Below are 24,505 nucleotides of genomic sequence, written 5' to 3'. Positions count from 1 at the left end.
ACCAATCATGCGACTCCTCCTCGATGTCATGTGCGGCGGCCTTGTCGCCTACCTGCGAATGTGCAACCATGACACCGTCTACGCGGGTGACCGTGGCCTCGAGGCAGACGACGTCCTGCTAGCACTCGCCCGCGAAGAGGGCCGAACGCTCGTCACGAGAGATGTTGAACTCGCAACTCGAGCCGCGGAGTCTCCTGGCTCGATTCTGCTCGAGGAGCATAACGTCGAGGCTCAACTCGCAGAACTCGCTTCGGCCGGCGTTTCCCTCGAACTGCCGGCTGAACCCCGGCTGTGTGGCCGGTGTAACGGCTCGCTCGAGGCAGTCGAATCCGACGCACCAACGCCTGCATACGCGCCCACTCCGGAAGAGTTCTCCGTGTGGCGCTGCCAGGACTGTGGCCACCACTTCTGGCGTGGCAGTCACTGGGATCGTGTCGAACAGACGCTCGCGCAGGTCTCGAGTGGGATAGCGGAGTCGAACGACGAAGGTTAGTACACAGAAACGTCGTCGAATCGGCCGTCGTAGGCGATGTGGTTTGGATGGGTTGGCTCAGTTCCCGACAGAAACAGTCGATCCACCTTTTTCCAGGTATTTTCGTAGCCGAGGTGGGCCAGTTCACTCGCCGTTGTAATCCATCGCTCGAGGCCGTCCTGATGAACGATCTGTCGTGGCGCAGGATTTGTCAGTGCCCCACAGAGGTCGTCTTCACTGTTGATTTCGGCTTCGAAGGCTGTATAGGCGGCCCCCGCTGTCCGCGTGAGGTGCGCGTATGAGGACGTAAACGGTGCTAACTCGTGCTCGTTGGCAAGCGCCTGGGCACGACGGTTATGAAAGGGAAGGTGTTTCGGATTGAACGTCTCGAGTGCATCAATTGTCTCTGCGTACCGGGCGATGTCGCTTTCAGACAGACAGACGGTCGCAAACGTCGGATGTGGCACGAGTACGGCTGCGTCCTGTCGCTCGAACTCCGTCATCGCCGCCTCGAGCGAGATGAAATCCGGTACAGGGTCGGTAAGCCCGACGGCGAGGACGTGCTTGCGGTTTCGCCACGTCCCAGTGAACACTTCGCGTGCGGGGACGACGAGAAGGTCCTCATCGGAGTAGGCCGCCGCCTGGTCGCGGATTTCGGGCAACCGAGTGAAATGGGGTGCATAGACGAGTACATCGAGTCCAGCTTGCTTCGCTCGCTCGACAACGCCCTCCGAGAGGACCTTCACATGGCAATCGACTAGAGTCGTCACGCCGTCACTCACGCCCATCCGTTTCGAGACCGGAGAGTTATGGGTTCTGATTCCTTATGGGTTCGATTTCATGCTCGAGGCGGTCGACCGAACGTGTTGACTCGGACACAATGACTGCGAAAAGACCATTAGGCCAGCACCGAGATGTTTCGATCGAATGGCCTGGGAATGCGGAATCAGCGGCTGTGGTTCGGTGTTCGAGGACGTCGAGTCGGCGATTATCCATCAGGCAACCGAGCACGAACGGCCAGAGTGTAAAGTCTGTGGCACTGTCGTCCCCGATGGCTACCTCGCGATCCGACACACCTTCACCGAGCACAGTCGCGCCGAATACGTCCGTGCCTACGGCGCGGACTCTGCGGATGTTCGCAACCGGGAAGCACTCCTCGAGGAGATCGAAACCGAAGCAGATCTGGAAGCGATCGCCACCGAGTTGAAACGCTAACGCGTCGTCGGACAGGCCGACTCGCACTCGAGTTGCCCGGTTACTCATCGAGCGGTTCTGCTGTCGACGTAGCTACAGTTCACGCCGTCGGGGTCCATCGCTCCGCTCTGAACCGCTCCGTGCAAAATGTAGTATAAAAGTACACTCGCTATCGCTCGTCGCTGTCGAGCACTCGAATCTGGTCGCCCCGAACCGTCACGTGGCTAAATTTTACGTCGTCGGGTGCCTCGCTTCGCGTCGGCACCGCTCCTTGCAAAATTTAGTATAAAACTTTCCGACTCGCTATCGCTCGTCGCTGTCGAGCACTCGAATCTGGTCGCCCCGAACCGTCACGTGGCTAAATTTTACGTCGTCGGGTGCCTCGCTTCGCGTCGGCACCGCTCCTTGCAAAATTTAGTATAAAACTTTCCGACTCGCTATCGCTCGTCGCTGTCGAGCACTCGAATCTGGTCGCCCCGAACCGTCACTGGGATCGGAACCGTCGCCTCGTACAGTTCGACGGTCACCTGATCTTTGCCTTCGTCGATGCGCTGTACCTGTGCTTTCTCGCCTTTGAACGGGCCAGCGATGAGTTCGACGATGTCACCCTCTGCGATTCCCTCGACGTCTGGTTTTGGCGAGAGGAAATGCTCAACCTCGGAAATGTCGGATTCGCCAGGGACGATGCTACGCGCGTGTGGGATATCCTCGAGCACGCGATTCAAGGCCGCATCGCCTTCGGCTTCGACCATCACGTACGACGTGAGCGAGTCGGGTGCGAGCGCGGCGTGAATCTCTGGCTCTTCGCGGTTGATGATCATGTCCGCGACGGTGCGTTCCTGGCTCGCGGTTGTTTTGACGGCGAAAATACCCATTAGAGGCCACCACCCGCCGGGAGGAACATCATAATCGTGCCGATAATGAAGCCGATGAATCCAACGAAGAGGATTCCTGCACCGGCGATTTTTGCTACCTGCGTGAATTCCTCGGTGGTGGGTGTCGTCGCCATTTTTAACACCCGCACGTACGAGGTGAGGTCGTACGGAACGTCCATATCTGTCTATTCACAACGGGGCATCTTTTATCTGTCTTTCGTGTCCGCGGGGTAATCGGATCGAATCGGCGTTCGGACTGATCGGTCGATGGACGCGACAGTGACGAGCCACGACTTATTATATTGGCAACTAACACGTCTGTATGAATCGGCGACAAGTGTTGCAGGCTGGAAGCTGTACAGCCCTCGCTGCAGGGGCAGGCTGTCTCGGGCCGATCTACGATTTCAGGTACCGAGTTACCGGGTCGCTCTCCCGCCATGTCACAATCTCGAGTGTCGACACCGTTCCCGACGATTTCCCCTTCAAGTACGCCGTCGACGTCATCGCACCAGAAATAACGTCAACACAGTACGCGCGCCTCGAGATTGAAACCACCAATCGGAGCGAGTCCACAACGGACACAGCGGCCCCGATTTACAAGACTGCAAGCGCTACCGCTGGAACAGCCGGAATTTTACTCTACGATATTCGGGCACCGGACGCCCCGTCGACAGAGACTGAGCCGACGTGTTCGACCAGCGAGAATCTCAACTGGACACTTGAACACCAAGGACCGACAACGCTCGAGCCCGGTGAATCGATGCACACTGAGTACGTTATTGCTGACGATCCCTCTGTAAGGGGGTGTTTCCCCGTCGGCGAGTATCAGTTCGATGGGATCGTCAGCTACAACGACGGGACTGATCGCACGATAGAGTGGGAACTGTCGATCCAACTCGAGGATGCGTGAGTATAGCTCACTCGACGTTGCATGCGACGGCCCGAGGCCCAAACCGCCGGCTACCGAACCACAGGTATGGCAGAAGACGATCAAGACCGTCAAAACGAACGTGAAGCAGAACACGAAGCTGAGATCGAAGACGAACTCGAGCGAATCGACCGCGATCCGGACGAGGTTGACGATGGCGATGATGATCTCGGAACACAGAACGCGCCTCGAGAGGACGCAGACGACCTCGAGGAGGCCGAACAGGCGGACGAAACCGACTAGTACCGTGTTCTGAGCGGATCGAAGCCGTTACCCGCGACTCGAGAGCGTCGTTACGGCAAGTCGACATCCGGACGTTCCGCAAGCTCGAGATCGACCGTCTCGCTGTCGCCGTCGCGGATAATTTCGACCGAGACTGTGTCGCCGGGTGCGGTCTCAAGGGCGAGAAATGAGGATAAGCGGTCCTGATTCGGAATCGGCTCATCATCGATTGCGACGATGACATCGCCACCTGTCGGGACAACCGTATCGCCGGTGACGGCACCGTCGTCGGCAGCGTCGAAGACGCCACCCGCAGGACCATCAGGTTCGACATCCATGACCAGCACGCCCTGTGGCTCCTCGAGGTCGTTCGCCTCGGCGATCACTGGATCGACGGGCAGTACGCCGACGCCCATGTAGGGGTGTGCATACTCGCCGTCGTCGATCAGGTCGGGGACGACTCGATCGGCAAGTTGGGCAGCAATCGCAAAGCCGATTGTCTGGCTCGCGCCGGCGAAGACGATGCCGGCGACTTCTCTCTCGAGGGTAACGAGCGGGCCGCCGCTGTTGCCAGGGTTGAGCGCCGCGTCGGTCTGGATCGCCGCCGGGATCGAAAAGCCGGTCGGACTCGGCAGCGACCGATCGACCCCGCTGACAATTCCCTGTGTGATCGACGCGTCGAACCCGAGTGGGTTGCCGAGTGCGAGCACCTCCTGGCCAATCGTTGGCGTTTCGTCGACGAACGAGAGTCCGTCGACAGCGTCGGGAGCATCGCCGTCAATTTCGAGGATGGCGAGATCGCTGTGGCTATCCGTTCCGATGACTGACGCCGTTGCCCACTGTTCGTCTCGAAACTGGAGTTCGACGTCTGTCGCGTCGGTGACGACGTGCTCGTTCGTGACGACGTATCCATCTTCGAGAATGAATCCCGATCCCATCCCCTCTGGCGCGTCTTCGGGGACATCTCCGTCCTCGTTCGGGCCGCCGACAGTGACGAGAACGACGTTGTCGATCGTCTCCTCGTAAACGTCTGCGTACTGGGCCTCTCCGTTTGGGTCGTCCGTTTCTTGGAGTGATTGGGGGTGCCTGCTCGAGTCCGTGCTCCCGGTGACGGTCTCCGAGACAGCAGCGGACGCGGTCGCTGGAAGGCCCCCTGCCGCGACAGTGATACCGGCCATCTGGAGGAGTTGGCGACGAGGAAGGCGGTCCTGTTGGTCTGACATTAGGACGGGAATCATCGGCGGCGGTATTAAGTCACAGGCTGGCAGGCACATCCAGTCTAAACCGCCTGCTGTCGACGAACGGTCCCGATACAGACACCACCCTATCACTTCGTTCCGAAAAATCGGTCAGTGCAGCGATTCAGCTAGGAAGTCGCGATACCAATCCGCCTCAGGCCTCGTCGAAGAGCTCTTCGCCCTCGACCATGTGTTCTGCGACGACGTCCATGTCGAGCGTGACGCCGAGACCTGGCTTTTCGGGGATTTCGATGTAACCGTCTTCGATGACGTCCTCTTCGACTAAGTCCTCCCACCAGCCGAGTTCGTAGGAGTGGTACTCGACGGCGAGGGAGTTCGGAATCGCCGCGCCGACGTGGGCGCTGCCCATCGTCGACACCGGCGAGGCGACGTTGTGCATCGCGACCGGCATATAGTACATATCCGCGAGGTTGGCGATTTTGACTGTCTCGCGCATGCCGCCGACTTTCGGCATATCCGGCGCGATGATGTCGACGGCCTGCTCCTCAATGAGTCGGCGCTGACCGTGCGTCCGGTAGACGTTTTCGCCGGCCGTAATCGGCGTCGTCGTCGACTGCGTGACCTCTTGTTGCACGTCGTGGTTCTCTGGCGGAACGGGGTCCTCGAGCCACCAGATGTCGTACTCCTCGAGTCGCTCGGCGAGTCGCTTCGCGCTGCCGCCGGAGAACGTCCAGTGGCAGTCAAAGGCGACGTCTGCGCGCGAGCCAACGCGTTCGGTGACGGCCTCGACGATGCTCGCTTTGTGCTCGATTTCGGGGCCGCGCAGGTGGCGGTTCGCGCGGTCTTTTTCGTGGCCCGAAGGCACGTCGAGGTCGAACTTCAGCGCGTCGTAGCCGAGTTCGTCGACGACGCGTTCGGCCTCGTCGGCGCAGGCGATTGGGTCGGCTTCCTCTTCGGTGTGGCAGTCACAGTAGACGCGCATCTCGTCGCGGTACTTGCCACCGAGCAGCTGGTAGGCCGGGACGTCCAGAATCTTGCCTGCGAGGTCGTGCAGGGCGACTTCGATGCCGGAGACGGCAGTGATAGTGACGCCGGCAATCGAGCCTTCACCGGACATCTTCTGGACGAGGTGCTCAGTGAGTCGGTCGATATCAAGTGGATTCTCGCCGACGAGGAACGGCTTCATCCGTTCGGTGAGTTCGGGAACGCCAGCGCCCCAGTAGGCTTCACCGGTGCCGACGATACCAGCGTCAGTGTAGATTCGCACGAGCGTCCACGGGAAGTTGCCGTCGACCATCGTCGTCTGGATGTCGGTAATTTCGACATCGCGGCCGCCGCCGCGCTCGCGCGTGACGTTCATATTCTCGGCGGAGAGTTCCCGCATCGTATACTCCGCGTTCGGATCGTGCAAACCTGAATAATTGACTCCCATAGACCAAACACTTACTCCAAAGGTAGTAATAGTTTCTATCCTCCCGACTGACTGTCTCGAGCGGAGACCCACGCCCCTCTTAGCGACTCGAGAACTCGACGGCGGTCTTGATAACGTCGTCACCGGTTTCGAAGGCACGGTCGAACTCCTCGAGGCCGTAGACGCCGGTCACGAGGTCGTCGGTGAACCACTCGGGCAGTTGCGTGAGGGTGTCGACGGCGGCCTCAAAGTGGCCACGATGCGAGTTGACGGTCCCGAGCAAGGCCTTGTTGTGGAGAACGAGTTCTCGGTGGAGTCGGCCGCCGTCGACCTCGAAGTTCCAGTCGTCGGGCACGCCGAGGAGGACGCCCACCCCGTTCGGCGCGAGCGCATCGACCGTCTCGAAGGCGTGTTTCGCGTAGCCCGTTGCCTCATAGACGAGGTCCATCCCCTCGTATGCGTCGGCAACCTCAGAGACTGGGGTTTCACGCGAGTCGATGTACGTCCCACCCAGTTCCTCGATAATTTCGATTGTCGGATCTGGCCGGTCACGCCGGCCGAGACAGTAGGTGCTCTGGAGGTCGCTCATCTCGAGCATTGCGAGCGTGATGAGTCCGAGCGAGCCGTTGCCGAGGACGAGCCCCGAGTCGAGGGTCCAGTCGAACGCCGACCGAGAAGCGAGTGCGTGCTCGAGTGCCTTCTCGGAGATACTAATCGGTTCGACGAGAAAGCCGAGTGATGCGTACGCCTCGGGGACGGGAACGAGCGCGTCGGCAGGGCTCACGAAGTACTCCGCCATGAACCCATCCGCGCCGACGATGCCGCGTTCGACGTACTCGCCGGCCGGTGCCATGTCGGGTTCGCCGCGTTCGAAGTACTCGTTGTCGACGCCGTTTGGCCGCCGGCGAACGGTTGGGACAACGACCTGGCCGGCCTCGAGCGCGGTGCCGTTTGGGTCTTCGACGACACCGACGGCTTCGTGACCGAGGACGAGTCGGTCTGCTTCATCCGGGAGGTCCCCGTGATGGCCTGCGATGACTTCGTGGTCAGTTCCGTCGACACCCACGCGGAGGGTTCGGACGAGTGCCTCACCGGGTCCTGGGTTGGGCCTGGGCCGCTCGACAAGTTCCGGTTTGCCAGCCCCCGGTTCCACTGCGATAGCTTTCATAGCGGTACTGAGAACGCCAGCCGTTAAAATATTTACCCAGTTAATAGTAAATCATTTTCTCTGGAGACGGTGCGAGTCTGTCCTCATATGTGGCTACTTTCTGTGTACTCATCCAACTACTGTGCCGGCCACTAATTGAACGAAACAAAAGCCACTCATTCGCTCGAGCAGACACCAACCACGCCGGCAGGCACAAAAAGATCGACTGAGACTAGTCCTCAACCTGGGAGATCGTCACCGAATCGGCTTCGAAATCCTCGAGGAACGCACCTGAGCCGCCGATAGTGTACTGCTCGCCGTCGACCTCGAGTTCGAACGCGTTTTCGATAGGGACTGTTGACGTGGCGGGACGAACCAGACTCTGGCGAACGTCGGTGACGGTGCCGGTCAGCGTCGATGGAAGGTCCCGGTTGCCGACTGGTTCGCCAGTGACAGTGACCTCGAGGTCGGTGTCGATCGCGCGATGAAGCGCGAGCTGGAAGACAGCATGGCGGAATCCGTCGTAGGTTGCAGGGAGATCAGCAGCAGCCGCGATGTGCTGTTCTTCGGCGACGGGCCAGTAGTTCGCCAGAAATGACCCGGCGAGGACGGGTGCAAGCTGTTCCTGTGAGAGTGAGATTGCTTTGGTGTCGCTCGTTGACGTGGTGAGCAACTGGCTCGGTGCGAGCAGCCCGTGCTGACGGTCGACGGTCAACATCGTTGGCACGAGCGCATCCCAGGTACGGACAGCGCTGGCTGTCCCGGCGAGTGACTCGAGATCAACGTGGTCGCCATCTGCAACGCCGACCAACAACAAGACGAGCACACCACGGTTGGCAGTTCGCTCGAGCGTTGGCTGAATCTCCGGCAAGACGGACGCAGGAACGGAGAGTGTCACCTCCGTTCGTGCATCACTCAGGAGCTGCTTGATTCGCTTGTGGACGGTCTGGCGGGCTTTGATGACCTCGAACTCCTCGGCCGGCTGATCCGTTGTTGTATACCGCGAGCGCAACTCGGGTTCCATCGCTTCGACGCTCGTGGTCAGCCGGTCAACAACTGTTCCGGGGTCGATTGGCCGAATGACCGTCGGCACAGCATGGTCATCAACCTCGACGAACCCGCGTTCCTCGAGTTCCTCGCTGATGCTGTAGACGTACCGCTTCGAGACGTTGGCAGCGTCCGCGATGGTGCTTGCTTTCGATGCCCCGTGGTCGAGAATTGCGAGATACGTATCGATCTCCTTCTCGGAGAGTCCAAATTGCTCGAGTAGTCCGGCGAGCCCCTCTGAATCCATGGTAGTCAGTACATCGAACGTGCGGGTGCCGTGTAAAAAAGATTCGCTGTCGCAGCCACTCTTAAAGTTAGAACTACTATTACAACAATCTTTTTAGCTGCTGGTCGCAATCGAGCGAGTACGATGACACTCCACAGCGCCCTCAACGACGCTAAACGCACGCGAGCCGACGATACCGGTCGGCAGTTTCCCGGTGAGCGCCGGTCGACAACAGGGCTGTTTTCGGGACTCGATGACCGGTTAGTTCACGTCACACCCGACGGCTCGAGCAGCGACTACTCCTATTCGCTCTGTGGCCTCGTCGGCCTCGAGCGCTCACGATTTGGGCTCGTCGACGACGGCGACGTCCAATGGTTTGAGGATGGGACACAGCGCTATGTCGGTGCGAGTGCCGTCGTCGAAACCGTCCACGACCTCGAGGATGTGACGATCACCCAGTACGATCTGACCGTCGGGACGGTCCACCTCACACACTTCGAACTCACTGATGGCGGTGAGACGCTCTCCGAGCCGACGATACGGGCCTGTCTCGCGTTCGCTCCGGAGGGCCGAGTCGGCCAGACTGGCCAGTTGCGCCACGACGACGCTATCGAAATCTATCACGACCGCGAGCGAAACTACGTCGCCGCCTCGAGTGATCTCGAGATCAGCGGACAGGTGCCGGCCGATTTCGAGACCCTTCTCGAGCCTGAGCCGGTCGAGTTTCCCCGCAACGACGACGGTGATGGGCGCTACGAGGAGACGCGACTGAGTCCAATCGTCCTGGCCGATGCCGACCTCGCCGGGTCGACACCGAGTACGACGATTGCAACACTGCTGACTGACTCTCGCGCTCGGACCGGTGATCGACTCGAGGCACTCGAGCGGATTCGAGCCGCCGTCTCACAGTACGCGACCAGTGAGTCGCTCCTCGAGGCAGGGCGAGTGCAGGCCCGTGAACACACGCCGGATCTCACCGCACTCGAGGATGACAACGACATCGACGGCGCACTCGCGGACCTCCGCGTCCTCTCGCTGTTGCGTGCGTCCAACGGGGCACGAATCGCCGGCCCCGAGTTCGATCCCTTCTTCCGATACTCCGGCGGCTACGGCTACACCTGGTTCCGAGACGACGCCGAAATTGCCTCTTTCCTACTCGAGGCCGACCAGCGCGTCGACCTTGGTCTCGAGCAGTGGCACCGCCAGAGCGCGCAGTTCTACGCCGAAACGCAACTTCCGGACGGAACCTGGCCACATCGCGTTTGGCCCCGCAGCGGCGACATCGCGCCAGGGTGGGCGAATGGCCGCCTCGAGACGGGGACCGACGATGCGGACTACCAGGCAGACCAGACCGCAAGCGTCGCGACCTATCTCGCGCAGTATCTCCAGAGCGTCGACAGCAACAGCGCAGCAGTCGAAAACGCACTGCTGGGCGCGCTCGAGGGCCTCGATGACACGCTCGAGCAGGATGGGCTCCCCGAGCGCGTCCAGAACGCCTGGGAAAACATGACCGGGCTCTTTACACACACCGTTGCGACCTATCTCGAGGCGTACGCCACGATTGCACAGGCACCGATCGACCCCGAGAAACGACAGCACGCAGCCGAGCGCGCCCAGACCGTCTACAGGGCGCTCGATCTGCTCTGGACGCCAGACCGGGGATGCTATGCGCTCCGACTTGCTGATGGTGAACTCGATGACCGCCTCGACGGGAGTACGTTCGCGCTCGCATCGGCACACGCCGCGTACGCGGCTCTGCCGGAGACGACACTGTCGGCCGAGCGAATCGACCGACTCGTCAGTCACTTCGAGACGACACTTGAGGGGCTGTACCGCGATCCGTCCGGCCCAATCGAGGGCATCGCACGGTTCGAAGACGACCCGTGGCGTGTGCAGGATCAGGATGACCCGAAGGTCTGGACGGTGACGACTGCCTGGGGCGCACACGCCGCCGCCGAGTTGAGCGAGTTGCTGGACGCACACACTCACGACGCCGCATCGACGTTCGACCAGCGCGCACGCGACCTCCTCGCACTCGTCGATCCCAACGGAACGCTCCGCAGCGATGGCAACTACCTCCCCGAGCAGTTCTTCGATGACGGGACGCCCGACAGCGCAACGCCGCTTGGCTGGCCCCACGCGCTGCGGCTCGTAACGGCCGTGACACTCGAGGAGCCATCCCAGTCACAGACCGAGCCCCCGCTGACACGGTAATCGGTCTAACTCGAGCAGCTGAAAATCGCTCTCTGTGTCCGTGACTATGCGTCTGCGTCTGTGACCTCGAGCACGGCGACCGTGTCGACAGTGACGCCGGTGGAAAGCCCCTCGCTGGCGGCGGTGTCGGCCCGAGTAACCGTCGATCCGGTGACGAGGTCCGTCTCCGCGACTGCTTCGTCGAACCGGACCGTTGCCTCGCCTTCGCCGAAGTGGAGCACAACGATAACTCGGGTCCCATTTTTGTCTTCGCGCGCGTAGGCGACCGCGGCGTCCGTCTCGGTGTCGTACTCAATGCGCTCGAGTGTGGCGTCAGTCTGTAGCGCCGAGTGTGTGCGTCGGAGGTCGCTCAACTGTTCGTAGTACGTGTGCAGGTCGTCGTCGAACGCACCCCAGTTCATCGGCTCGCGGCGTGTTTCGAGGCCGGTTTCCTGCCCGTAGTAGACCATCGGCACGCCGGGGAGTGTGAACGTCGCCGCCGCGGCCGCTTTCTGCGCGTCTCGGCCATATTGCGTGAGATACCGATCCGTATCGTGATTCTCGACGTACTGCAGCCACAGCGAGTCCGGGTGGCCGCCACGACGGTCGCGTTCTGCCACCGCCTCGAGAATCGCATCGGCACTCGCAGTGTCGATGCCCGCCGCGGAATCGGTGAATTCGTCGGCGACGGCGTCTTCTTCGTCGGTGGCTCCGGCTTCGGCCTTGATTTCGGTCTGCCCGGCGTCGGCATCGCCTGCGTCAGTCGTCCCCGCTGCATCTGCAGCGCCTGCCCACTCGCCAATCGCCTCGAGCGTGTCGTGGAGCACGTCGTCGTGATGCATGTGGAATCGGCCGCCACCCATGTCCACGTCGGACGGCAGCGTCTCGTCGAGCAGGAAGAAGTCGGTGTCGGCGCTCGTGAGTCGGTCGTGCACTTCGGTCCAGAAGCCAAGCGGGACGCCCCACGCGACGTCCGTCCGGAAACCGTCGACTTTCGGGGCCCAGAAGTCGATCACTTCGAGGAGGTACTCGCGGACGGCCGGGTTGCTGTGATCGAGGTTCGGAATCCCGTCCCAGCCGAAGTAGGTGTCCGGCTCGCGCTCGTCTGTGTCCTCCCAGCGATACCAGTCGCGATAGCGCTCGTGGTCGGGATGGGAGGAATCGACAGCGGCCTCGTAGAACGGGTGCGTCTCCGACGTGTGGTTGATGACGAGGTCGAAGACGACGCGAATCTCTCGGTCGTGACAGGCCTCGACGAGGGCCTCAAGGTCCTCGAGCGAGCCCAGATCCGAATCCGGGCTGAAGTAATCGCGCGTGTTGTAACCGTGGGGTCCACCTCGGTCCATCGGTGTTCCAAAGCCGCTTTCGGCCTCGAGAAACGGCGTTAACCAAAGGACGTCAACCCCGAGTGACTCGAGGTGATCGAGGCGGTCGGCAATCGTCTGGAAGGTTGGCTCGTCCTGATCGGGAAACCGGCGCGTGAAGATTTCATACACCAGTGCGTTTTCGACCCACGTTGGCGCTTCGAACGGCTGCTCGAGGCGGACACCGGCGTTGGCGCTCTCGTCGGGCACCAACTCGAGTGCGTCGGGAACTGAGTGACGCTCGCCGACGGCGACGGCGTAGACCCGAACCGGCTCCGTAATCTCGGCGGTCGGAATCGTCCCGTCCGCACTGATCGTCGCCTCGTCACGGTCGTCTACGTAGTACTCGACCTCGAGGTCTGCATCAGATCCATCGGTGACGGTCGCCGTTGCCTCGAGTGCAATCTGGTCGTCCGTGACCGTCGCCTCAAGTGAAACCTGCGGACGGGGCGCACGCTCGTCTGCCTCCGGAAACGCTCGAACGGTTAGCTCGTGGGTTCCGTCGGGAGCCTCGAGTGCGAGCGTGTACGTGCCGGGAACGTCGGGGACGAACTCAGTGATGGGGGCTGCTGTTGGCGTTGCACTCGAGTCTGCGGGTGCGTCGCGGACGTGCCAGGAGTAGGACGCATCACCGCGCGGATTCCACGGTGCGAGTTCATCACGCGTCTCCATGTCGTTGCCGTTCGGATTGACAAAACTCTCGCCAACGGTGACGAATCGCGGGGGGCCGGGATGTGAGGACCCGTCGCCGCTTTCGAACTCGAGAGTAGTCTGTTCTCGATTGCGATCCGAATTCGAGTCTCGATCAGTCATACTCGAGGCCTCACGCGCCACGCTAAAATGTGTGGTGTGATACTACGTCAGAATTTGCTAGTCGTCGGTGTACGACTCCGGTCCGGTGGGGTCGTGGTCGTATTCGCGCTCGAGTGCGGACGGAACGGCGTCAACACTCGCCTCGAGCGTCCGCGTCGCGGTGAGGGCGGCCCGCTTTTCAGCCGTCCGCTGTTCAATTGCTCGCTGACCGACTGCGAGTTCGATCTCGAGTGCGCCATCTGCAGTCGGTGCCCGACTGAGAATCGTAACGGGGCCGATCTCGCGCGTGTTTCTGACGTGGGTCCCACCGCACGCCGCGACGTCCCACGGCTCACCGCCGTTCCCGACCGTAAAGCCGCCACTGAGTCGACTCGTTCCGGACCCGTTGCCGTTCTCGTCGGCAGAGCCAATCGTCACGACTCGCACGCGCCCGTTGTTGCGGGCGCTCTCCTCGGTTGCGTCAGTCAATACAACGTCGTCGCGCTCGCGCGCCTCCGCGAGCGGGATTGAGTCCCACGATACTGGTCGGGACTCCCAGACGACGCGATTGAGGCGCTCGTTCAGTGCGAGCATCGTCTCGTCGTCGACCGCTGTCGTCGTCTCGAGTGTCACTCGAACTGCGTCCTCGCCATCGAACGCGAGGCCGCCGTACTCGAGGTCCTCGAGCAGTGTTCTAGCCGCGCCATAGAGTGCGTGACTCGCGGTGTGTGCGCGCATGCAGTACATTCGAAACGACCAGTCAATCGAACACAGTACGCGCTGGCCCGCCCGAAGCGCGGGTTCGTCGGCCAGCACGTGAACCTGCGTGCCGTCGACGTACTCGACGTCGACAACCTCGGTATCTGCGATGCGACCCTGATCGGCGGGCTGGCCGCCGCTTGCTCCGTAGAAATAGCTGCGCTCGAGCCAGACCGTTCGTCCGTCGACGGCGGTGACTTCCGTCTCGAACCGTGTGGTGTAGGGCTCCGCTGCTGCCCGTTGCCCGGTCATCGGTATGACTGCGCGGCCCGGTACTAAAAGTCTGCTCGCCGATAGCCGGGACTTGTCGCCTGTCGCGTCCCGCAGTTGGGGTTACTCCGCCAGTTCCACGTCGAGGCGCTCCTCGAGTGCGTCGATCAGCCCGCCGCCGATGCCGGCCTGCGTTGCGCGACCCTGTTCGACGGCGAGGAGGTCTTTCTCGCGCGCGCCGAGTTCCTCGGCGAGTTCCTCGCGCTTGAGGCCGGCGTCCTGTCGTGCCTCGATGAGGCTCTCGCCGTAGTCAGAGACGAGATACGGCAGTGGATCGTCGTTGTAGTTCGTGCCCTCTTTCTCCCAGTGCTCGGAGTCGCCATCCCAGACTGGGTTTGCCTTCGCGACGTTTTGTGCCGCCTTCTTCTTGCGATTTTGGTCCTCACTCTGCCCGGACGAGCCTGCTCCTGCGCCGGAACCGGAGCCAGCACCCGGGCCCGACCCGCGCGACCCGCTTTGCTTCTGGTTGTCGTCGTGGGGCGCACAATCTGGGCAGACCTCGAGTTCGGCACCCGCGACCGAGGCCAGACGGAGCGAGTTGCTTTCGGCACCGCAGAGTTCGCAGTTCGTTCCACCGCCACTGGAAGACGAACCGGTCGAGTATTTAGCCATGGTAGCTGTTGGCAACTGATGCATTTGAAATCACCGCTCCGTTGAGTCCCCTGTGACCCCACCGCAGGCCCGGAGACAAAGGAAAGGGCTTTTATAATCACACTGGATACGAATGAGTGCGGAAAAGAAAGACACAGCGAGCGTGGGTAGCCAAGCCAGGCCAACGGCGCAGCGTTGAGGGCGCTGTCCCGTAGGGGTCCGCCGGTTCGAATCCGGTCCCACGCATCGCACGGGTGGACGTAGTCCACCAATAGCGAGGCGGTGTAACCGCCGAGCACAACGATGCAGGTGATTTCCCTTCGAGGACATCACCCACGCATAACTTCTACAGGAAACTACTTCCCAAGAGCGACTGCCCCGGAAATGGGCGCTGTCCCGTCGGGGTCCGCCGATGAGCGATTGGCATGGCCAATCGCGAATGTCGCCGTAAGCGAAGCGAAACGGCGGAAGTTCGAATCCGGTCCCACGCATCGCACACGTGGCGCAACGCGCCACGGAACGCGAGGCGAGCGCGGAACCTTCGGTTCCGCGAGTTGTTGAACGGGTGCTTTGCACCCGTGAAACACGGTGTAACCGCCGAGCACAACGATGCAGGTGATCTCCCTTCGAGGATATCACCCACGCATAATCTTCTGGAAACTACACTGAACAGCCACAGTGCTGTTCGGCTGGGTTTCCGTTGATCAGTTCTTTGAGAGCGATTGCCTCGAGACTACGCCCAAGAGCTAACAGCCATCTCTGTCGAGGACAGTAACCGATTTCCTCCCACAGTCGAACCCTGTTACATGGAGTACGTTCCTCGAGAGCGGGTTCGCCCGCTCACAGCGATTCTCAGCGTCGTCTCGCTCGTGGTCGTCTTTGCGGCTGCAGGCGGGCGAATTCCGCCGTCGTTCGTGCCGGCTGCACCGGAGTGGGTCCTTGAGTCGATTCCACACGTCAACGTTGCGCTTAGCGCGATGGCAATTGTGACGATTACGTTTGGTTGGCGTGCAATTCGTCGTGGAGACATCAACCGCCACCGGCTCGCGATGCTCGCCTCATTCGGCCTGTTCGCGGCGTTTCTAGTGCTGTATCTGTACCGGCTGGTTGCAACTGGCGGTCCGCAGCCGTTCCCTGGCCCGGACACGGTGTATCAGTTCGTCTACCTGCCGCTGCTTGCAGTGCACATCTTCCTGGCCGTTGTCTGCGTACCGCTGGTCTATTACGCGTTGTTGCTAGCGAGTGCGTATTCGCCCGCAGAACTTCGTCAAACGAGCCACGGCCGCATCGGTCGGTACGCGGCGACGCTTTGGCTCGTTTCGTTTTCGCTTGGGATCGCCGTCTACGTGCTGTTACACGTCGTCTACTGAACTATGTGACCAGATTCTGGAAGACGTCACTGAACGCGATGAGGAATAATGCGGCGATGATAATTAAAATCAAAAATCCGAAGAATATCAACAACGCCTGTCGTCCGGTAAGCGATTCGCCCTCGAGAAACTCGTCCAGCGCCATAGCGCCTAGTCGGGGACTTGTTCCTTAAATATTGATACGTTTTGCGGAAGCTCGAACGAGCGACCGAGTAGAAAACAGCTGTGAGATTAATCGTCGGCGTACATCGTCTGCCCGCCAAGTTCTGGACGAGTTACGTCACGGTCCGTTTCTTCGCCCTCAATATCGTAGGGATACTCGCCGGTGACACAGCCGAGACAGAGGTCGCCGCGTTCTTTCTCGAGAACCTCGGCGACGGCGTCGGTCGAGAGGTAGGCGAGGCTGTCGGCGCTGATTTCGTCGCGGATGTCTGTGGTCGATTTGCCGGCAGCGATGAGTTCCTCGCGGGTGGCCATGTCGATGCCCATGTAGCAGGGAGCAACGATGGCGGGGGCACCGATACGGACGTGGACCTCCTCTGCGCCGCAGTCTTTGAGCAACTGGACGAGTTGTGTGGAGGTGGTTCCGCGGACAATCGAGTCGTCGATGACGGTGACGGTTTTGCCCTCGATTGTGGATTTGATCGGGTTGAGTTTCAGTCGGACGGCGCGTTCGCGTTCGTCCTGGGTGGGCATGATGAACGTCCGACCGACGTAGCGGTTTTTCATCAGACCTTCGGCGAACTCGACGCCGTCGTCTTCCTCCGCACGGAGTTCGCCATCGGCGGTCGTCTCGCCTGCAGCGTCTGCATACCCGGAGGCAAACGCGCGTCCGGAGTCAGGAACCGGCATGACCACGTCTGTCTCGACGCCGCTTTCCTCCCAGAGCTTGCGCCCGAGATTTCGACGCGCTTCGTAGACGAGCGTCTCGTCGATGACGCTGTCCGGGCGCGCGAAATAGACGTGTTCGAAGAAGCAGTGAGCGGTGTTTTCTTGTTCGACGAGTTGGTAGGAGTCAAAGCCCTGCCCGTCTTCTTCCAGAACGATTAGCTCCCCGGGCCTGACGTCGCGGACGAGACCCCCATCAAGCGTGTCGATAGCCGACGATTCAGAGGCGAGAATGTAGCCGTCCTCGAGTTTGCCAATACAGAGCGGTCGGTTGCCCTGTGGATCGCGGACGCCCAGGACTGTGTCGTCGTGGCTGATCGTCAACGAGTACGAGCCGTGAATGCGGTTCATCGTTCGTTTGACCGCGCGTACGAGGTCTTCCTCGAGGAGGTTACGCGCTAAGTCGTGGGCGATGACCTCGGTGTCGCCGTCGCTGGTAAAGGCGTGGCCAACGGCGGCGAGTTCGTCGCGGATCTCGTCGGCGTTGACGAGGTTGCCGTTGTGTGAGAGGCCGAGCGAGCCGCTTTTGAACGAAACGGAAAACGGTTGTGCACAGCACGAATCGACGGAACCCGCGGTTGGATAGCGAACGTGGCCAATTCCTGCAGAGCCATTCAGCACGTCGAGGTCGTCTTCGTCAAAGACGTCGCCGACGAGGCCCATCTCGACGTGGCTGTGTTGCTGGAAGCCGTCGTGCGTGACGATTCCAGCCGACTCCTGGCCGCGGTGCTGGAGTGCATACAGCGCATAATACAACGGTCGTGCCGCCGGTCGACCGTCAAGTGAGACGCCGACGACGCCGCACTTCTCGGTCATTCCTGTTCGCCGGGGAGTTTCGCCCCGCCCATCAGTCATGGGAGTTTGTAGGGCGCTCGGCAGATAAAAATCCCCGTGTTTGTGCGTCCACTGGCAGTCATCTCGAGAGAATATATCCATACTTGTGTATACTTTTCGAGAGTGTATCAGTTGGACTGTTCGCCATCCAGTTCTGAGGTGGTTGGCGCTCTGAGTTTTCAGCGACGGCCGTTCGCATAAATATCCATATCATTCTAGAATAATCTTATAGTATAACCTATGGAACAAAGTGTTGCAGCATGACAAACAACAACTGCGATAGCGACGATTCGACGGAGAACCGATCTAGCCTCACCGACGTGGCACGGAGCGTGACCGACTTCATGCCGGGTGAGAATCAACCAACCGAATCCACCACGGGCAAACAGCACGCAATCGGTCGACGTGGATACTTGCAGGCCGTCGGCGCCGCCGCGGCGACGGGACTCGGTGCCGGGGCCGTAGCAACCCCTGTTGCCGCCCAGGAAACGCTTACCGAGAACCAGCAGACCGAATATGACGGGCACTTCGTGTCGTTCTGGACTGACACGGAAGACTCGGTCTCGATGACGCTCGAGGATGCGGGCAGTTACAGCGTCGATTGGCAAGACACCGGCAACTTCGTCGTCGGGATGGGGTGGAATCCGGGCGACCGTCGGACAATCGAGTACGACGCGACGCACAACCCGACGGAGAACTCCTATCTGTGTCTCTACGGCTGGACGACGGACCCGCTCGTCGAGTACTACATCATCGAAAACTACGGCACGTACCGGCCCGGCGACGAGGAACTCGGCAGCCACGAGAGCGACGGTGGTACCTACGATCTCGCCACGTCCGAGCGGATCGAACAGCCCTCCATCGAGGGGACGGCGACGTTCACGCAGTACTGGAGCATCCGTCAGAATTCACGAACCAGCGGGACGATCACCATCGGCAATCACTTCGACGCCTGGGAGAGCGCCGGCCTCGAGTTGGGGAGTCATGACTACCAGATTATGGCTGTCGAAGCCTACGGCTACCAAGGCAGCAATAGCGCCTCCGTTTCGTTCAGCGAAACCGACAGCAATGGCGGTGATCCGGGTGGAGACCCTGGCGGCGATCCCGTCGAGGACCCCGGCGAGGACCCTGGCGAGGACCCTGGCGACGGCGACACGTGGGACTCGAGCCAGACGTACACCGAGGGCGATCAGGTCACGTGGGACGGCACGGTCTGGGAGGCCCAGTGGTGGACGACGGGCGATGAACCCGGCACCGACCAGTGGGGTCCGTGGGAAGCGGTCGACGACGAAGACGAATCCAACGGTGACTCCGGAAACGGCGATACCGGCGGCAACGGCGAAAACAATGACGACTCGAGTGCAGAGGACGCCGACGCGTGGGACTCTGACCAGATCTACACCGAGGGTGACCGCGTCACGCACGACGGGTCGACTTGGGAGGCCCAATGGTGGACCCAAAATCAGGAACCCGGAGCCACGCAGTGGGATCCGTGGGAAGCGGTCTAATGCGGCGTCAAAGAACGACTGCAAGTCGGTGAACTGCCGATTGCATAGTCCACTAGTCGGCAGTATCAAGACGATTCCCTCGAACACCTCGAGTAGACTATGCGACTCGAGGAGTACTGGGGCGTCGGCCCGAAGACCCGGGAGACGTTGCTCGAGGAGTTAGGACAGGAGCGCGCGGCACGGGCAATCGAGAGCGGTGACGTGCGTGCGCTCGCTGATGCTGGGCTGGCTCGTGGTCGTGCCACCCGAATCTTACGGCGGGCAACGGGCGGTGACGGCATCGACGTGTTGGCAACGAGTGATTCGCGCTCGGCGTACAAGGACGTCCTGGATCTGGCCGCAGAATACGCCGTAACACAGCGTGCGGCTGACCGCATTCGCGTGCTGACGCCGCTGACCAGCCGCGAGGCGATGACCGACCGCCTCGAGGACGTCCTCGCCGCGCGGGACGCCTGGGCCGATCTCTCGGAGGATGACCACGAGACTGTTCTCACGGCGTATGCACACTACGATGAACGCGACGAGAGCGAACATGCGGCCGTCGAGGCGGCCCTCGCACTGCTCGAGGCGGGCGTCGACTCCGGCCCGTTCGCGGCGATTGCCGACCTCGAGCGCGAGACGCTCGAAGAGGCTGCAGACGCATTGGCAGCACTCGAGGGCAAGCGCGGTCGGGTTGCCCGTGGTGCGGACGACGAACTGGATCGGCTCCGGGATGCGCTGGGTGCGGTCGAGGATATGGATGCGAACGCACTGGATCTGATCGAGGAGTTGCGCTCGGACGGCGTTCGGAACGTCGACCAGTTTCAGGAGGCGTTCGAGGACCACCTCCGGACGGAGACGAACGTGACCATCGACCGAATCCGCGCGGCCATGCCGACCGATGCAACGGATGCGACGGATTTCGTCGGTACGACGCTGCGAACGCTGCGAAGCGATCTCACGGCGGCAATCGACGAGCGCGAGGAGACGGTTGCAAGCGAGTTCGAAGCGACGCTCGCCGAGGCCGACGACGCCGTCTCGCGGGCCGTTGCCGCGGTCGACGACATCGCGTTGCATCTCTCGCTGGCCCGCTTTGCACTTGCCTACGACTGTACGCGCCCGACGTTCCGTGACGGAACCGACGCCGCCGTCTCCGTCCGCAACGCCCGCAATCTCTCCATCGCAGCGACCGACGAGGAGGGAGTCCAGCCCGTGACCTACGCGCTTGGCGAGCACGCGCTTACTGGCCCAGCTGGGGCAGGCGTCGAAACACTCCCCGACGACGAGCGGGTCACCGTCCTCACTGGTGCGAACAGCGGCGGGAAGACGACACTGCTCGAGACGCTGTGTCAGGTCGTCCTGCTGGCGATGATGGGTCTCCCCGTCCCTGCCGACCGGGCGGAAGTAACGCCCGTCGACTCGCTGGTGTTTCATCGTCGCCACGCAAGTTTCAATGCCGGCGTCCTCGAGTCGACCCTGCGCTCGATTGTCCCGCCGCTGTCCTCGGGCGGGCGCACGCTGATGCTGGTCGACGAGTTCGAGGCGATCACCGAACCCGGGAGCGCGGCGGATCTGTTGCACGGACTCGTCCGTCTGACCGTCGAGCGCGACGCCCTGGGTGTGTTCGTCACTCACCTTGCGGACGACTTAGAGCCGCTGCCGCCGGAAGCCCGCGTCGATGGCATCTTCGCCGAAGGGTTGAATCCCGACCTCGAGTTGCTCGTGGACTACCAGCCACGCTTCGATACCGTTGGGCGGTCGACACCGGAGTTTATTGTCTCGCGACTAGTTGCAAACGCCGACGACCGCAGCGAACGCGCCGGGTTCGAGACGCTTGGTGAGGCCGTCGGCAACGATGTCGTCCAGCGGACGCTCGCGGATGCGCGCTGGAGCGACAGCCAGGCGGAGTAGCGTCAGCGAGGGCCAACGCCACCGAGTCCGTCGTCTGCATCCCAGGCGTCGTCTGCCAGCAATCGGTCCCGTCGTGGCTCGTACGCATCTGGCTCGTCGAGTGAGCGTCCGTGCGTGTAGATCGTTCCGTCGTAGTCCTCACAGACGCGAGCCTCGAGATAGGTGCGGGCGGCTCGCCTCGAGAGCGCACCCATCTCGATACAGTCCCCGAGAACCGTTTTGGTGGCGCGAAACCACGTTCGAATCCGGCTGACATTGTCGTCGGACTCGAGCGAGATGAGCGCGCCACGGCCAGCGTCGCGGCCGTCGCCCCACTCGAGCCAGCAGACGACCGACGCGGTGACTGAGTAGTCGTCTGTGGGTGAGACGATGTATAGCATCTCGTGGACACAGGGGTCGAGGTGATCAGCGAGAATGCGGTCGCGAGTGATCGAATCTGCGAGCACCGAGTCAGCAACGCCACCGTCTGCGAGTGGCGTGTCGGCAGTGATCGCGTCGCGGAGCGAGCAATCCTGGCCGCCCCAGTGGCTGTACCGCAGGTCATACAGGTGGCCGGGGCGCTCGTAGGCAACGAGTGCGCGATGTCCCATCATTGACTCGCCTCCGATCGGGTGTGGCTGGTGAGGGTGAGAGACAACGGAGACGCTGCGAGGGGAGTTGGGTCAGGTGATGTTCCTGGCGCGCGAACGCCGCTGTGCGCGTGGGAACGCAATGTTGTGGAACCCATCACCGATGTTCGCTTCCTTACCCTATTTCAAAGATAGCATCACAGTGGGGAACTCGAGCGCAACGCCAAAACGCCCCCAGTCCCTACAGGACGGTGAATGGGAGCGAACACGTACGATGCGGTTATCTTCGATAACGACGGCGTCCTGACGACGCCGACGGAGTACGACGTGCTGGTCGAGGCGATGCGGACAGCACTCGAGACCGTAAGCGACACCGAACCGACTGACGAGCACCTCGAGACGCTCATCAGCCCGAGCGTTGCCTCGCTGCGACAGGTTGCTGAGACCCACGCAGTCGAGGCCGAAACGCTCTGGCGCGCTCGCGAACAGGCGGCGATTGCGGCCCAACGTGCTGAGATCACGGCCGGGAGAAAGCATCTCTACGATGACGTCGCCGCCCTTGAGCAACTCGGCGTGCCGCAGGCGATTGTGAGCAATAACCAGCACGAGACGATCAAGAATATTCTCGAGCACCTCGCACTGGACGGATTCGAGGTCTGGTACGGGCGAGAGCCGACGGTACAGGGAATCAAGCGCAAGAAACCCAACGCGTACTATCTCGAGTCGGCAATCGACGAGCTGGGCGTCTCGAATCCACTGTACGTCGGCGATAGCCGCGTCGACGTCACTGCGGCCGAGAAGGCCGGAATTGACGCGGCGTTTATCCGTCGTGAGCACCGCCACGAGTACGAGTTGCCGACGACGCCAGCACACGAAATTCACTCGCTCGAGGGTCTCCTTGACCTCGTTTGAGGGCCTCAGATAGCGAATTGCTGACACTCAGCCGATCCACTTCGGACAGTTTTGGACCTTCGCTGTGTCGCGCAGTCAGATTACCACATCGGGGCGCAAACCGTCTCAGGCCGTCGCAGCAACGCGGGCTTCAGCGCGTGTTTTTACCGCGGTGTTCATGGCCTCAAAGCCACGCTCGAGGCGGTCACGGTCGAACAGCAGTGGCACGAGCGCGCCACGGAACGTTTCGCGGTGTAAGAGCTGCGTCCGTTCGCTCGCCCCGTCGCCGTCGATTGGCTCGAGGTGGAACTCGTGATAGCCATCGAAGACGAACGGGACAGCCAGTCGGCCAGCCCAGGCGAGGCGGCGCTCTTCGTCGACGGCGACGACGGTGGGTTTGAACGTCATCCCGCGAGAGTCCGGCGGCTCGATCCGAACCTCGAGTTGTTCGCCCGTGGCAGGAACGCCCTCGATTGCGCGGACGAACGGATTCCACTCCGGATAGCTGTCGAACTCGAGAAGGACATCCCAGACGACTGCCGGCGGCGCGTCTATTTCTTCGAACAACTCGATCTGTTCCATGGGTAGTAGTTACACACCGGAGGCGATACCAGTGTGGGTAGCAACTGACGGGCCCGGGTCACAGTATCGAGGGCGTTATCGCAGTGGGCGAGACTGTTCGTCGGTTGCATCGAAAGAGGCCGTCGACTCACTCGAGTCGCTGTGTGATGGATCCGGAGTAGCAACAGCCCCGGCCGTCGACTGCTGGTGCTGTCCGTTGTGGTATTCGGTCCGGTAGGTTTCGATGATCGCGACGAGGACGCCGATCAGGATCGGCCCGACGAACAGGCCGACAAACCCGAGCGTGTAGACGCCGCCGAAAACACCCACGAGAATCGCTGCGGGGTTGATTCGGGCTCGCTTGTCAATGACGATTGGGCGGACGTAGTAGTCAATGAAGCTCACGACGATGAGGCCGTAGGCGGCCAGAAACATGGCGGCAGTCGGTTCGTCGATGAGATAGAGGTAGACTGCGGCCGGTGCCCAGACGATGAACACACCAATCAGTGGCAAGAACGCCAGAATAACCATCACAATCGTCCAGAACACCACATTCGAGATGCCCACCAGATAGAAGCCGACGCCGGCGACGAGCGCCTGGACGACGGCCGCAAAGGCGTGGCCGACGACCGCACCCCACGTCGTCCGGTCGATCTGATCAATGAGTGTCTGGCTGACCGACGGCGAGAGCGGACTCGCTTCGGTTAGCCACGCGACCAGCGCGGGCCCGTCGATGAGCAGGTAAAAAACCAGGAACAACAAGAGTGCAATCCCAAGCGAGACGTGAAGCATCGACGCAAACAGCCCGGACACGTCGCCGAAGAACACGGCGAAAATCCACTCGGTAACGAGCGTAATCCCTTCCTCGAGGTTGATCTCAGCGCCCGCGTACTCGGAGATTTTCGACTCGATTAGCGCAGTTTCGATGTTCGATTCGCCCCGGTAAATCACCTGTAAGTCGCCGAGGAACGCGACGAACACGTACAACAACGGAAGGATAATCGCGACGAGACTGGCCAGTATCAGTCCCAGAGCCGACAGCGGTTCGGAAAATCGAGCAGTGGGGAAGCGGTTGTTGAGGATCGCAACCAGCCGACCGTGAATCGGAAAGAGCACGTACGCGAGGATCAGCCCAAGGAGCACATATTCCAGAAACGGGCGAACAATGCCAACGACGAGGAGGGCGACAATCGCCAGCAACAGGAACAAAAACCCCTTACCGCGATTCATGTCCACAAATCACATTCATAGTAGATGAACGTTTGTATGAGATACGACAGTGTATATAACTCGAGAACGATCCT

General features: G+C 61.3%; 24 protein-coding genes and 1 tRNA gene. 10 read left to right on the top strand and 15 right to left on the bottom strand.

The features are described from left to right. Window positions 1-7: 7 nt before the first annotated feature. Window positions 8-493 carry a Mut7-C RNAse domain-containing protein gene (locus tag G6M89_RS11295; RefSeq protein WP_165161874.1) on the top strand — a complete coding sequence of 162 codons (486 nt, stop codon included), beginning with the start codon at window positions 8-10 and terminating at the stop codon, window positions 491-493. Here the strand turns inward: G6M89_RS11295 and G6M89_RS11290 are convergent. After that, the gene (locus G6M89_RS11290; RefSeq protein WP_165161873.1) at window positions 490-1,260 is read right to left on the bottom strand and encodes a PHP domain-containing protein; all 771 of its coding nucleotides are present in this window, start codon (window positions 1,258-1,260) and stop codon (window positions 490-492) included. The genes G6M89_RS11295 and G6M89_RS11290 overlap by 4 nt on opposite strands. Before the next feature lie 139 nt (window positions 1,261-1,399). Here G6M89_RS11290 and G6M89_RS11285 point away from each other — a divergent pair, with 139 nt between their 5' ends. Further along, the gene (locus G6M89_RS11285; RefSeq protein ID WP_165161872.1) at window positions 1,400-1,687 is read left to right on the top strand and encodes a hypothetical protein; all 288 of its coding nucleotides are present in this window, start codon (window positions 1,400-1,402) and stop codon (window positions 1,685-1,687) included. 416 nt (window positions 1,688-2,103) lie between these two features. On the opposite strand, the gene G6M89_RS11280 is transcribed toward G6M89_RS11285, so the two are convergent. Both G6M89_RS11280 and G6M89_RS11275 read right to left on the bottom strand, forming a co-directional pair. Then, window positions 2,104-2,541 carry a transcription elongation factor Spt5 gene (locus G6M89_RS11280; protein ID WP_165161871.1) on the bottom strand — a complete coding sequence of 146 codons (438 nt, stop codon included), beginning with the start codon at window positions 2,539-2,541 and terminating at the stop codon, window positions 2,104-2,106. Next, window positions 2,541-2,720, bottom strand: coding sequence for a protein translocase SEC61 complex subunit gamma (locus G6M89_RS11275; protein ID WP_165161870.1), 180 nt, complete (start codon window positions 2,718-2,720; stop codon window positions 2,541-2,543). Before G6M89_RS11275 ends, G6M89_RS11280 begins: the two co-directional genes overlap by 1 nt. Before the next feature lie 143 nt (window positions 2,721-2,863). On the opposite strand from G6M89_RS11275, the gene G6M89_RS11270 reads away from it, so the two are divergent. Next, window positions 2,864-3,451 carry a hypothetical protein gene (locus tag G6M89_RS11270; protein WP_165161869.1) on the top strand — a complete coding sequence of 196 codons (588 nt, stop codon included), beginning with the start codon at window positions 2,864-2,866 and terminating at the stop codon, window positions 3,449-3,451. A gap of 66 nt (window positions 3,452-3,517) precedes the next feature. Continuing rightward, on the top strand, window positions 3,518-3,712 hold the full coding sequence (locus G6M89_RS11265; RefSeq protein WP_165162124.1) for a hypothetical protein: 195 nt from the start codon (window positions 3,518-3,520) through the stop codon (window positions 3,710-3,712). Between the two features lie 50 nt (window positions 3,713-3,762). Here G6M89_RS11265 and G6M89_RS11260 read toward each other — a convergent pair whose 3' ends face one another. From G6M89_RS11260 to G6M89_RS11245, 4 genes are all read right to left on the bottom strand, one after another. Then, on the bottom strand, window positions 3,763-4,914 hold the full coding sequence (locus G6M89_RS11260) for a S1C family serine protease (RefSeq protein ID WP_165161868.1): 1,152 nt from the start codon (window positions 4,912-4,914) through the stop codon (window positions 3,763-3,765). Window positions 4,915-5,083: 169 nt separating this feature from the next. Beyond that, window positions 5,084-6,322 (bottom strand): mandelate racemase/muconate lactonizing enzyme family protein, encoded by a 1,239-nt coding sequence (locus G6M89_RS11255; RefSeq protein WP_165161867.1) that lies wholly within the window; start codon window positions 6,320-6,322, stop codon window positions 5,084-5,086. A 79-nt stretch (window positions 6,323-6,401) separates the two neighbouring features. Further along, entirely contained in the window at window positions 6,402-7,469 is a 1,068-nt protein-coding gene (locus G6M89_RS11250) for a glucose 1-dehydrogenase (RefSeq protein WP_165161866.1), read from the bottom strand. A gap of 211 nt (window positions 7,470-7,680) precedes the next feature. Then, the gene (locus G6M89_RS11245; protein WP_165161865.1) at window positions 7,681-8,742 is read right to left on the bottom strand and encodes a TrmB family transcriptional regulator sugar-binding domain-containing protein; all 1,062 of its coding nucleotides are present in this window, start codon (window positions 8,740-8,742) and stop codon (window positions 7,681-7,683) included. A 123-nt stretch (window positions 8,743-8,865) separates the two neighbouring features. Between G6M89_RS11245 and G6M89_RS11240 the strand changes: the two genes are divergently transcribed. Continuing rightward, on the top strand, window positions 8,866-10,935 hold the full coding sequence (locus tag G6M89_RS11240; RefSeq protein ID WP_165161864.1) for a glycoside hydrolase family 15 protein: 2,070 nt from the start codon (window positions 8,866-8,868) through the stop codon (window positions 10,933-10,935). 44 nt (window positions 10,936-10,979) lie between these two features. Here G6M89_RS11240 and G6M89_RS11235 read toward each other — a convergent pair whose 3' ends face one another. The 3 genes from G6M89_RS11235 to G6M89_RS11225 form a co-directional block, all read right to left on the bottom strand. Further along, complete coding sequence (locus G6M89_RS11235) at window positions 10,980-13,091, bottom strand: alpha-amylase family glycosyl hydrolase (RefSeq protein ID WP_165161863.1); 2,112 nt, start codon at window positions 13,089-13,091, stop codon at window positions 10,980-10,982. 57 nt (window positions 13,092-13,148) lie between these two features. Next, a complete protein-coding gene (locus G6M89_RS11230) occupies window positions 13,149-14,081 on the bottom strand; it encodes an alanyl-tRNA editing protein (protein WP_165161862.1) in 933 nt (310 codons plus the stop codon). Between the two features lie 81 nt (window positions 14,082-14,162). Next, window positions 14,163-14,711: a multiprotein-bridging factor 1 family protein gene (locus tag G6M89_RS11225; RefSeq protein ID WP_165161861.1), complete on the bottom strand. Its 549-nt coding sequence runs from the start codon at window positions 14,709-14,711 to the stop codon at window positions 14,163-14,165. Between the two features lie 140 nt (window positions 14,712-14,851). Between G6M89_RS11225 and G6M89_RS11220 the strand changes: the two genes are divergently transcribed. Both G6M89_RS11220 and G6M89_RS11215 read left to right on the top strand, forming a co-directional pair. After that, window positions 14,852-14,936 (top strand) — tRNA-Leu (locus G6M89_RS11220). 560 nt (window positions 14,937-15,496) lie between these two features. Continuing rightward, window positions 15,497-16,060, top strand: a complete 564-nt coding sequence (locus tag G6M89_RS11215) for a DUF420 domain-containing protein (protein ID WP_165161860.1) — start codon at window positions 15,497-15,499, stop codon at window positions 16,058-16,060. A 1-nt stretch (window position 16,061) separates the two neighbouring features. Here G6M89_RS11215 and G6M89_RS11210 read toward each other — a convergent pair whose 3' ends face one another. Together G6M89_RS11210 and purF are read right to left on the bottom strand one after the other, a co-directional pair. Then, window positions 16,062-16,205: a hypothetical protein gene (locus G6M89_RS11210; RefSeq protein WP_165161859.1), complete on the bottom strand. Its 144-nt coding sequence runs from the start codon at window positions 16,203-16,205 to the stop codon at window positions 16,062-16,064. Between the two features lie 86 nt (window positions 16,206-16,291). Then, entirely contained in the window at window positions 16,292-17,764 is a 1,473-nt protein-coding gene (gene purF, locus G6M89_RS11205; RefSeq protein WP_165162122.1) for an amidophosphoribosyltransferase, read from the bottom strand. A 278-nt stretch (window positions 17,765-18,042) separates the two neighbouring features. Between purF and G6M89_RS22860 the strand changes: the two genes are divergently transcribed. After that, a complete protein-coding gene (locus G6M89_RS22860) occupies window positions 18,043-19,290 on the top strand; it encodes a glycoside hydrolase family 11 protein (RefSeq protein ID WP_206335522.1) in 1,248 nt (415 codons plus the stop codon). 99 nt (window positions 19,291-19,389) lie between these two features. Further along, on the top strand, window positions 19,390-21,180 hold the full coding sequence (locus tag G6M89_RS11195) for a DNA mismatch repair protein (RefSeq protein ID WP_165161858.1): 1,791 nt from the start codon (window positions 19,390-19,392) through the stop codon (window positions 21,178-21,180). Window positions 21,181-21,182: 2 nt separating this feature from the next. Here the strand turns inward: G6M89_RS11195 and G6M89_RS11190 are convergent, their stop codons facing one another. Next, on the bottom strand, window positions 21,183-21,770 hold the full coding sequence (locus G6M89_RS11190) for a DUF6735 family protein (protein ID WP_165162118.1): 588 nt from the start codon (window positions 21,768-21,770) through the stop codon (window positions 21,183-21,185). A gap of 234 nt (window positions 21,771-22,004) precedes the next feature. On the opposite strand from G6M89_RS11190, the gene G6M89_RS11185 reads away from it, so the two are divergent. Then, window positions 22,005-22,661, top strand: coding sequence for an HAD family hydrolase (locus G6M89_RS11185; protein WP_165161857.1), 657 nt, complete (start codon window positions 22,005-22,007; stop codon window positions 22,659-22,661). 105 nt (window positions 22,662-22,766) lie between these two features. Here the strand turns inward: G6M89_RS11185 and G6M89_RS11180 are convergent, their stop codons facing one another. Together G6M89_RS11180 and G6M89_RS11175 are read right to left on the bottom strand one after the other, a co-directional pair. Beyond that, entirely contained in the window at window positions 22,767-23,222 is a 456-nt protein-coding gene (locus G6M89_RS11180; protein ID WP_165161856.1) for an SRPBCC domain-containing protein, read from the bottom strand. A 75-nt stretch (window positions 23,223-23,297) separates the two neighbouring features. After that, window positions 23,298-24,431: an AI-2E family transporter gene (locus G6M89_RS11175; RefSeq protein ID WP_165161855.1), complete on the bottom strand. Its 1,134-nt coding sequence runs from the start codon at window positions 24,429-24,431 to the stop codon at window positions 23,298-23,300. Between the last annotated feature and the right edge of the window lie 74 nt (window positions 24,432-24,505).

The organism is Natronolimnobius sp. AArcel1, from assembly GCF_011043775.1.
Lineage (GTDB): Archaea > Halobacteriota > Halobacteria > Halobacteriales > Natrialbaceae > Natronolimnobius.
The sequence above is the reverse complement of the archived record's forward strand: the minus strand, read 5'-3'. Positions and strand labels throughout refer to the sequence as shown.

What these genes read in the sequence shown, in the direction of transcription:
- G6M89_RS11275 (WP_165161870.1), bottom strand. Translation starts at nt 2,720, where the DNA reads ATGGACGTTCCGTACGACCTCACCTCGTACGTGCGGGTGTTAAAAATG.
- G6M89_RS11285 (WP_165161872.1), top strand. Translation starts at nt 1,400, where the DNA reads ATGGCCTGGGAATGCGGAATCAGCGGCTGTGGTTCGGTGTTCGAGGAC.
- G6M89_RS11290 (WP_165161873.1), bottom strand. Translation starts at nt 1,260, where the DNA reads ATGGGCGTGAGTGACGGCGTGACGACTCTAGTCGATTGCCATGTGAAG.
- G6M89_RS11175 (WP_165161855.1), bottom strand. Translation starts at nt 24,431, where the DNA reads ATGAATCGCGGTAAGGGGTTTTTGTTCCTGTTGCTGGCGATTGTCGCC.
- G6M89_RS11195 (WP_165161858.1), top strand. Translation starts at nt 19,390, where the DNA reads ATGCGACTCGAGGAGTACTGGGGCGTCGGCCCGAAGACCCGGGAGACG.
- G6M89_RS11210 (WP_165161859.1), bottom strand. Translation starts at nt 16,205, where the DNA reads ATGGCGCTGGACGAGTTTCTCGAGGGCGAATCGCTTACCGGACGACAG.
- G6M89_RS11215 (WP_165161860.1), top strand. Translation starts at nt 15,497, where the DNA reads ATGGAGTACGTTCCTCGAGAGCGGGTTCGCCCGCTCACAGCGATTCTC.
- G6M89_RS11185 (WP_165161857.1), top strand. Translation starts at nt 22,005, where the DNA reads ATGGGAGCGAACACGTACGATGCGGTTATCTTCGATAACGACGGCGTC.
- G6M89_RS11225 (WP_165161861.1), bottom strand. Translation starts at nt 14,711, where the DNA reads ATGGCTAAATACTCGACCGGTTCGTCTTCCAGTGGCGGTGGAACGAAC.
- purF (WP_165162122.1), bottom strand. Translation starts at nt 17,764, where the DNA reads ATGACCGAGAAGTGCGGCGTCGTCGGCGTCTCACTTGACGGTCGACCG.
- G6M89_RS11255 (WP_165161867.1), bottom strand. Translation starts at nt 6,322, where the DNA reads ATGGGAGTCAATTATTCAGGTTTGCACGATCCGAACGCGGAGTATACG.
- G6M89_RS11240 (WP_165161864.1), top strand. Translation starts at nt 8,866, where the DNA reads ATGACACTCCACAGCGCCCTCAACGACGCTAAACGCACGCGAGCCGAC.
- G6M89_RS11260 (WP_165161868.1), bottom strand. Translation starts at nt 4,914, where the DNA reads ATGTCAGACCAACAGGACCGCCTTCCTCGTCGCCAACTCCTCCAGATG.
- G6M89_RS11180 (WP_165161856.1), bottom strand. Translation starts at nt 23,222, where the DNA reads ATGGAACAGATCGAGTTGTTCGAAGAAATAGACGCGCCGCCGGCAGTC.
- G6M89_RS22860 (WP_206335522.1), top strand. Translation starts at nt 18,043, where the DNA reads ATGACAAACAACAACTGCGATAGCGACGATTCGACGGAGAACCGATCT.
- G6M89_RS11230 (WP_165161862.1), bottom strand. Translation starts at nt 14,081, where the DNA reads ATGACCGGGCAACGGGCAGCAGCGGAGCCCTACACCACACGGTTCGAG.
- G6M89_RS11265 (WP_165162124.1), top strand. Translation starts at nt 3,518, where the DNA reads ATGGCAGAAGACGATCAAGACCGTCAAAACGAACGTGAAGCAGAACAC.
- G6M89_RS11190 (WP_165162118.1), bottom strand. Translation starts at nt 21,770, where the DNA reads ATGGGACATCGCGCACTCGTTGCCTACGAGCGCCCCGGCCACCTGTAT.
- G6M89_RS11295 (WP_165161874.1), top strand. Translation starts at nt 8, where the DNA reads ATGCGACTCCTCCTCGATGTCATGTGCGGCGGCCTTGTCGCCTACCTG.
- G6M89_RS11250 (WP_165161866.1), bottom strand. Translation starts at nt 7,469, where the DNA reads ATGAAAGCTATCGCAGTGGAACCGGGGGCTGGCAAACCGGAACTTGTC.
- G6M89_RS11245 (WP_165161865.1), bottom strand. Translation starts at nt 8,742, where the DNA reads ATGGATTCAGAGGGGCTCGCCGGACTACTCGAGCAATTTGGACTCTCC.
- G6M89_RS11235 (WP_165161863.1), bottom strand. Translation starts at nt 13,091, where the DNA reads ATGACTGATCGAGACTCGAATTCGGATCGCAATCGAGAACAGACTACT.
- G6M89_RS11270 (WP_165161869.1), top strand. Translation starts at nt 2,864, where the DNA reads ATGAATCGGCGACAAGTGTTGCAGGCTGGAAGCTGTACAGCCCTCGCT.
- G6M89_RS11280 (WP_165161871.1), bottom strand. Translation starts at nt 2,541, where the DNA reads ATGGGTATTTTCGCCGTCAAAACAACCGCGAGCCAGGAACGCACCGTC.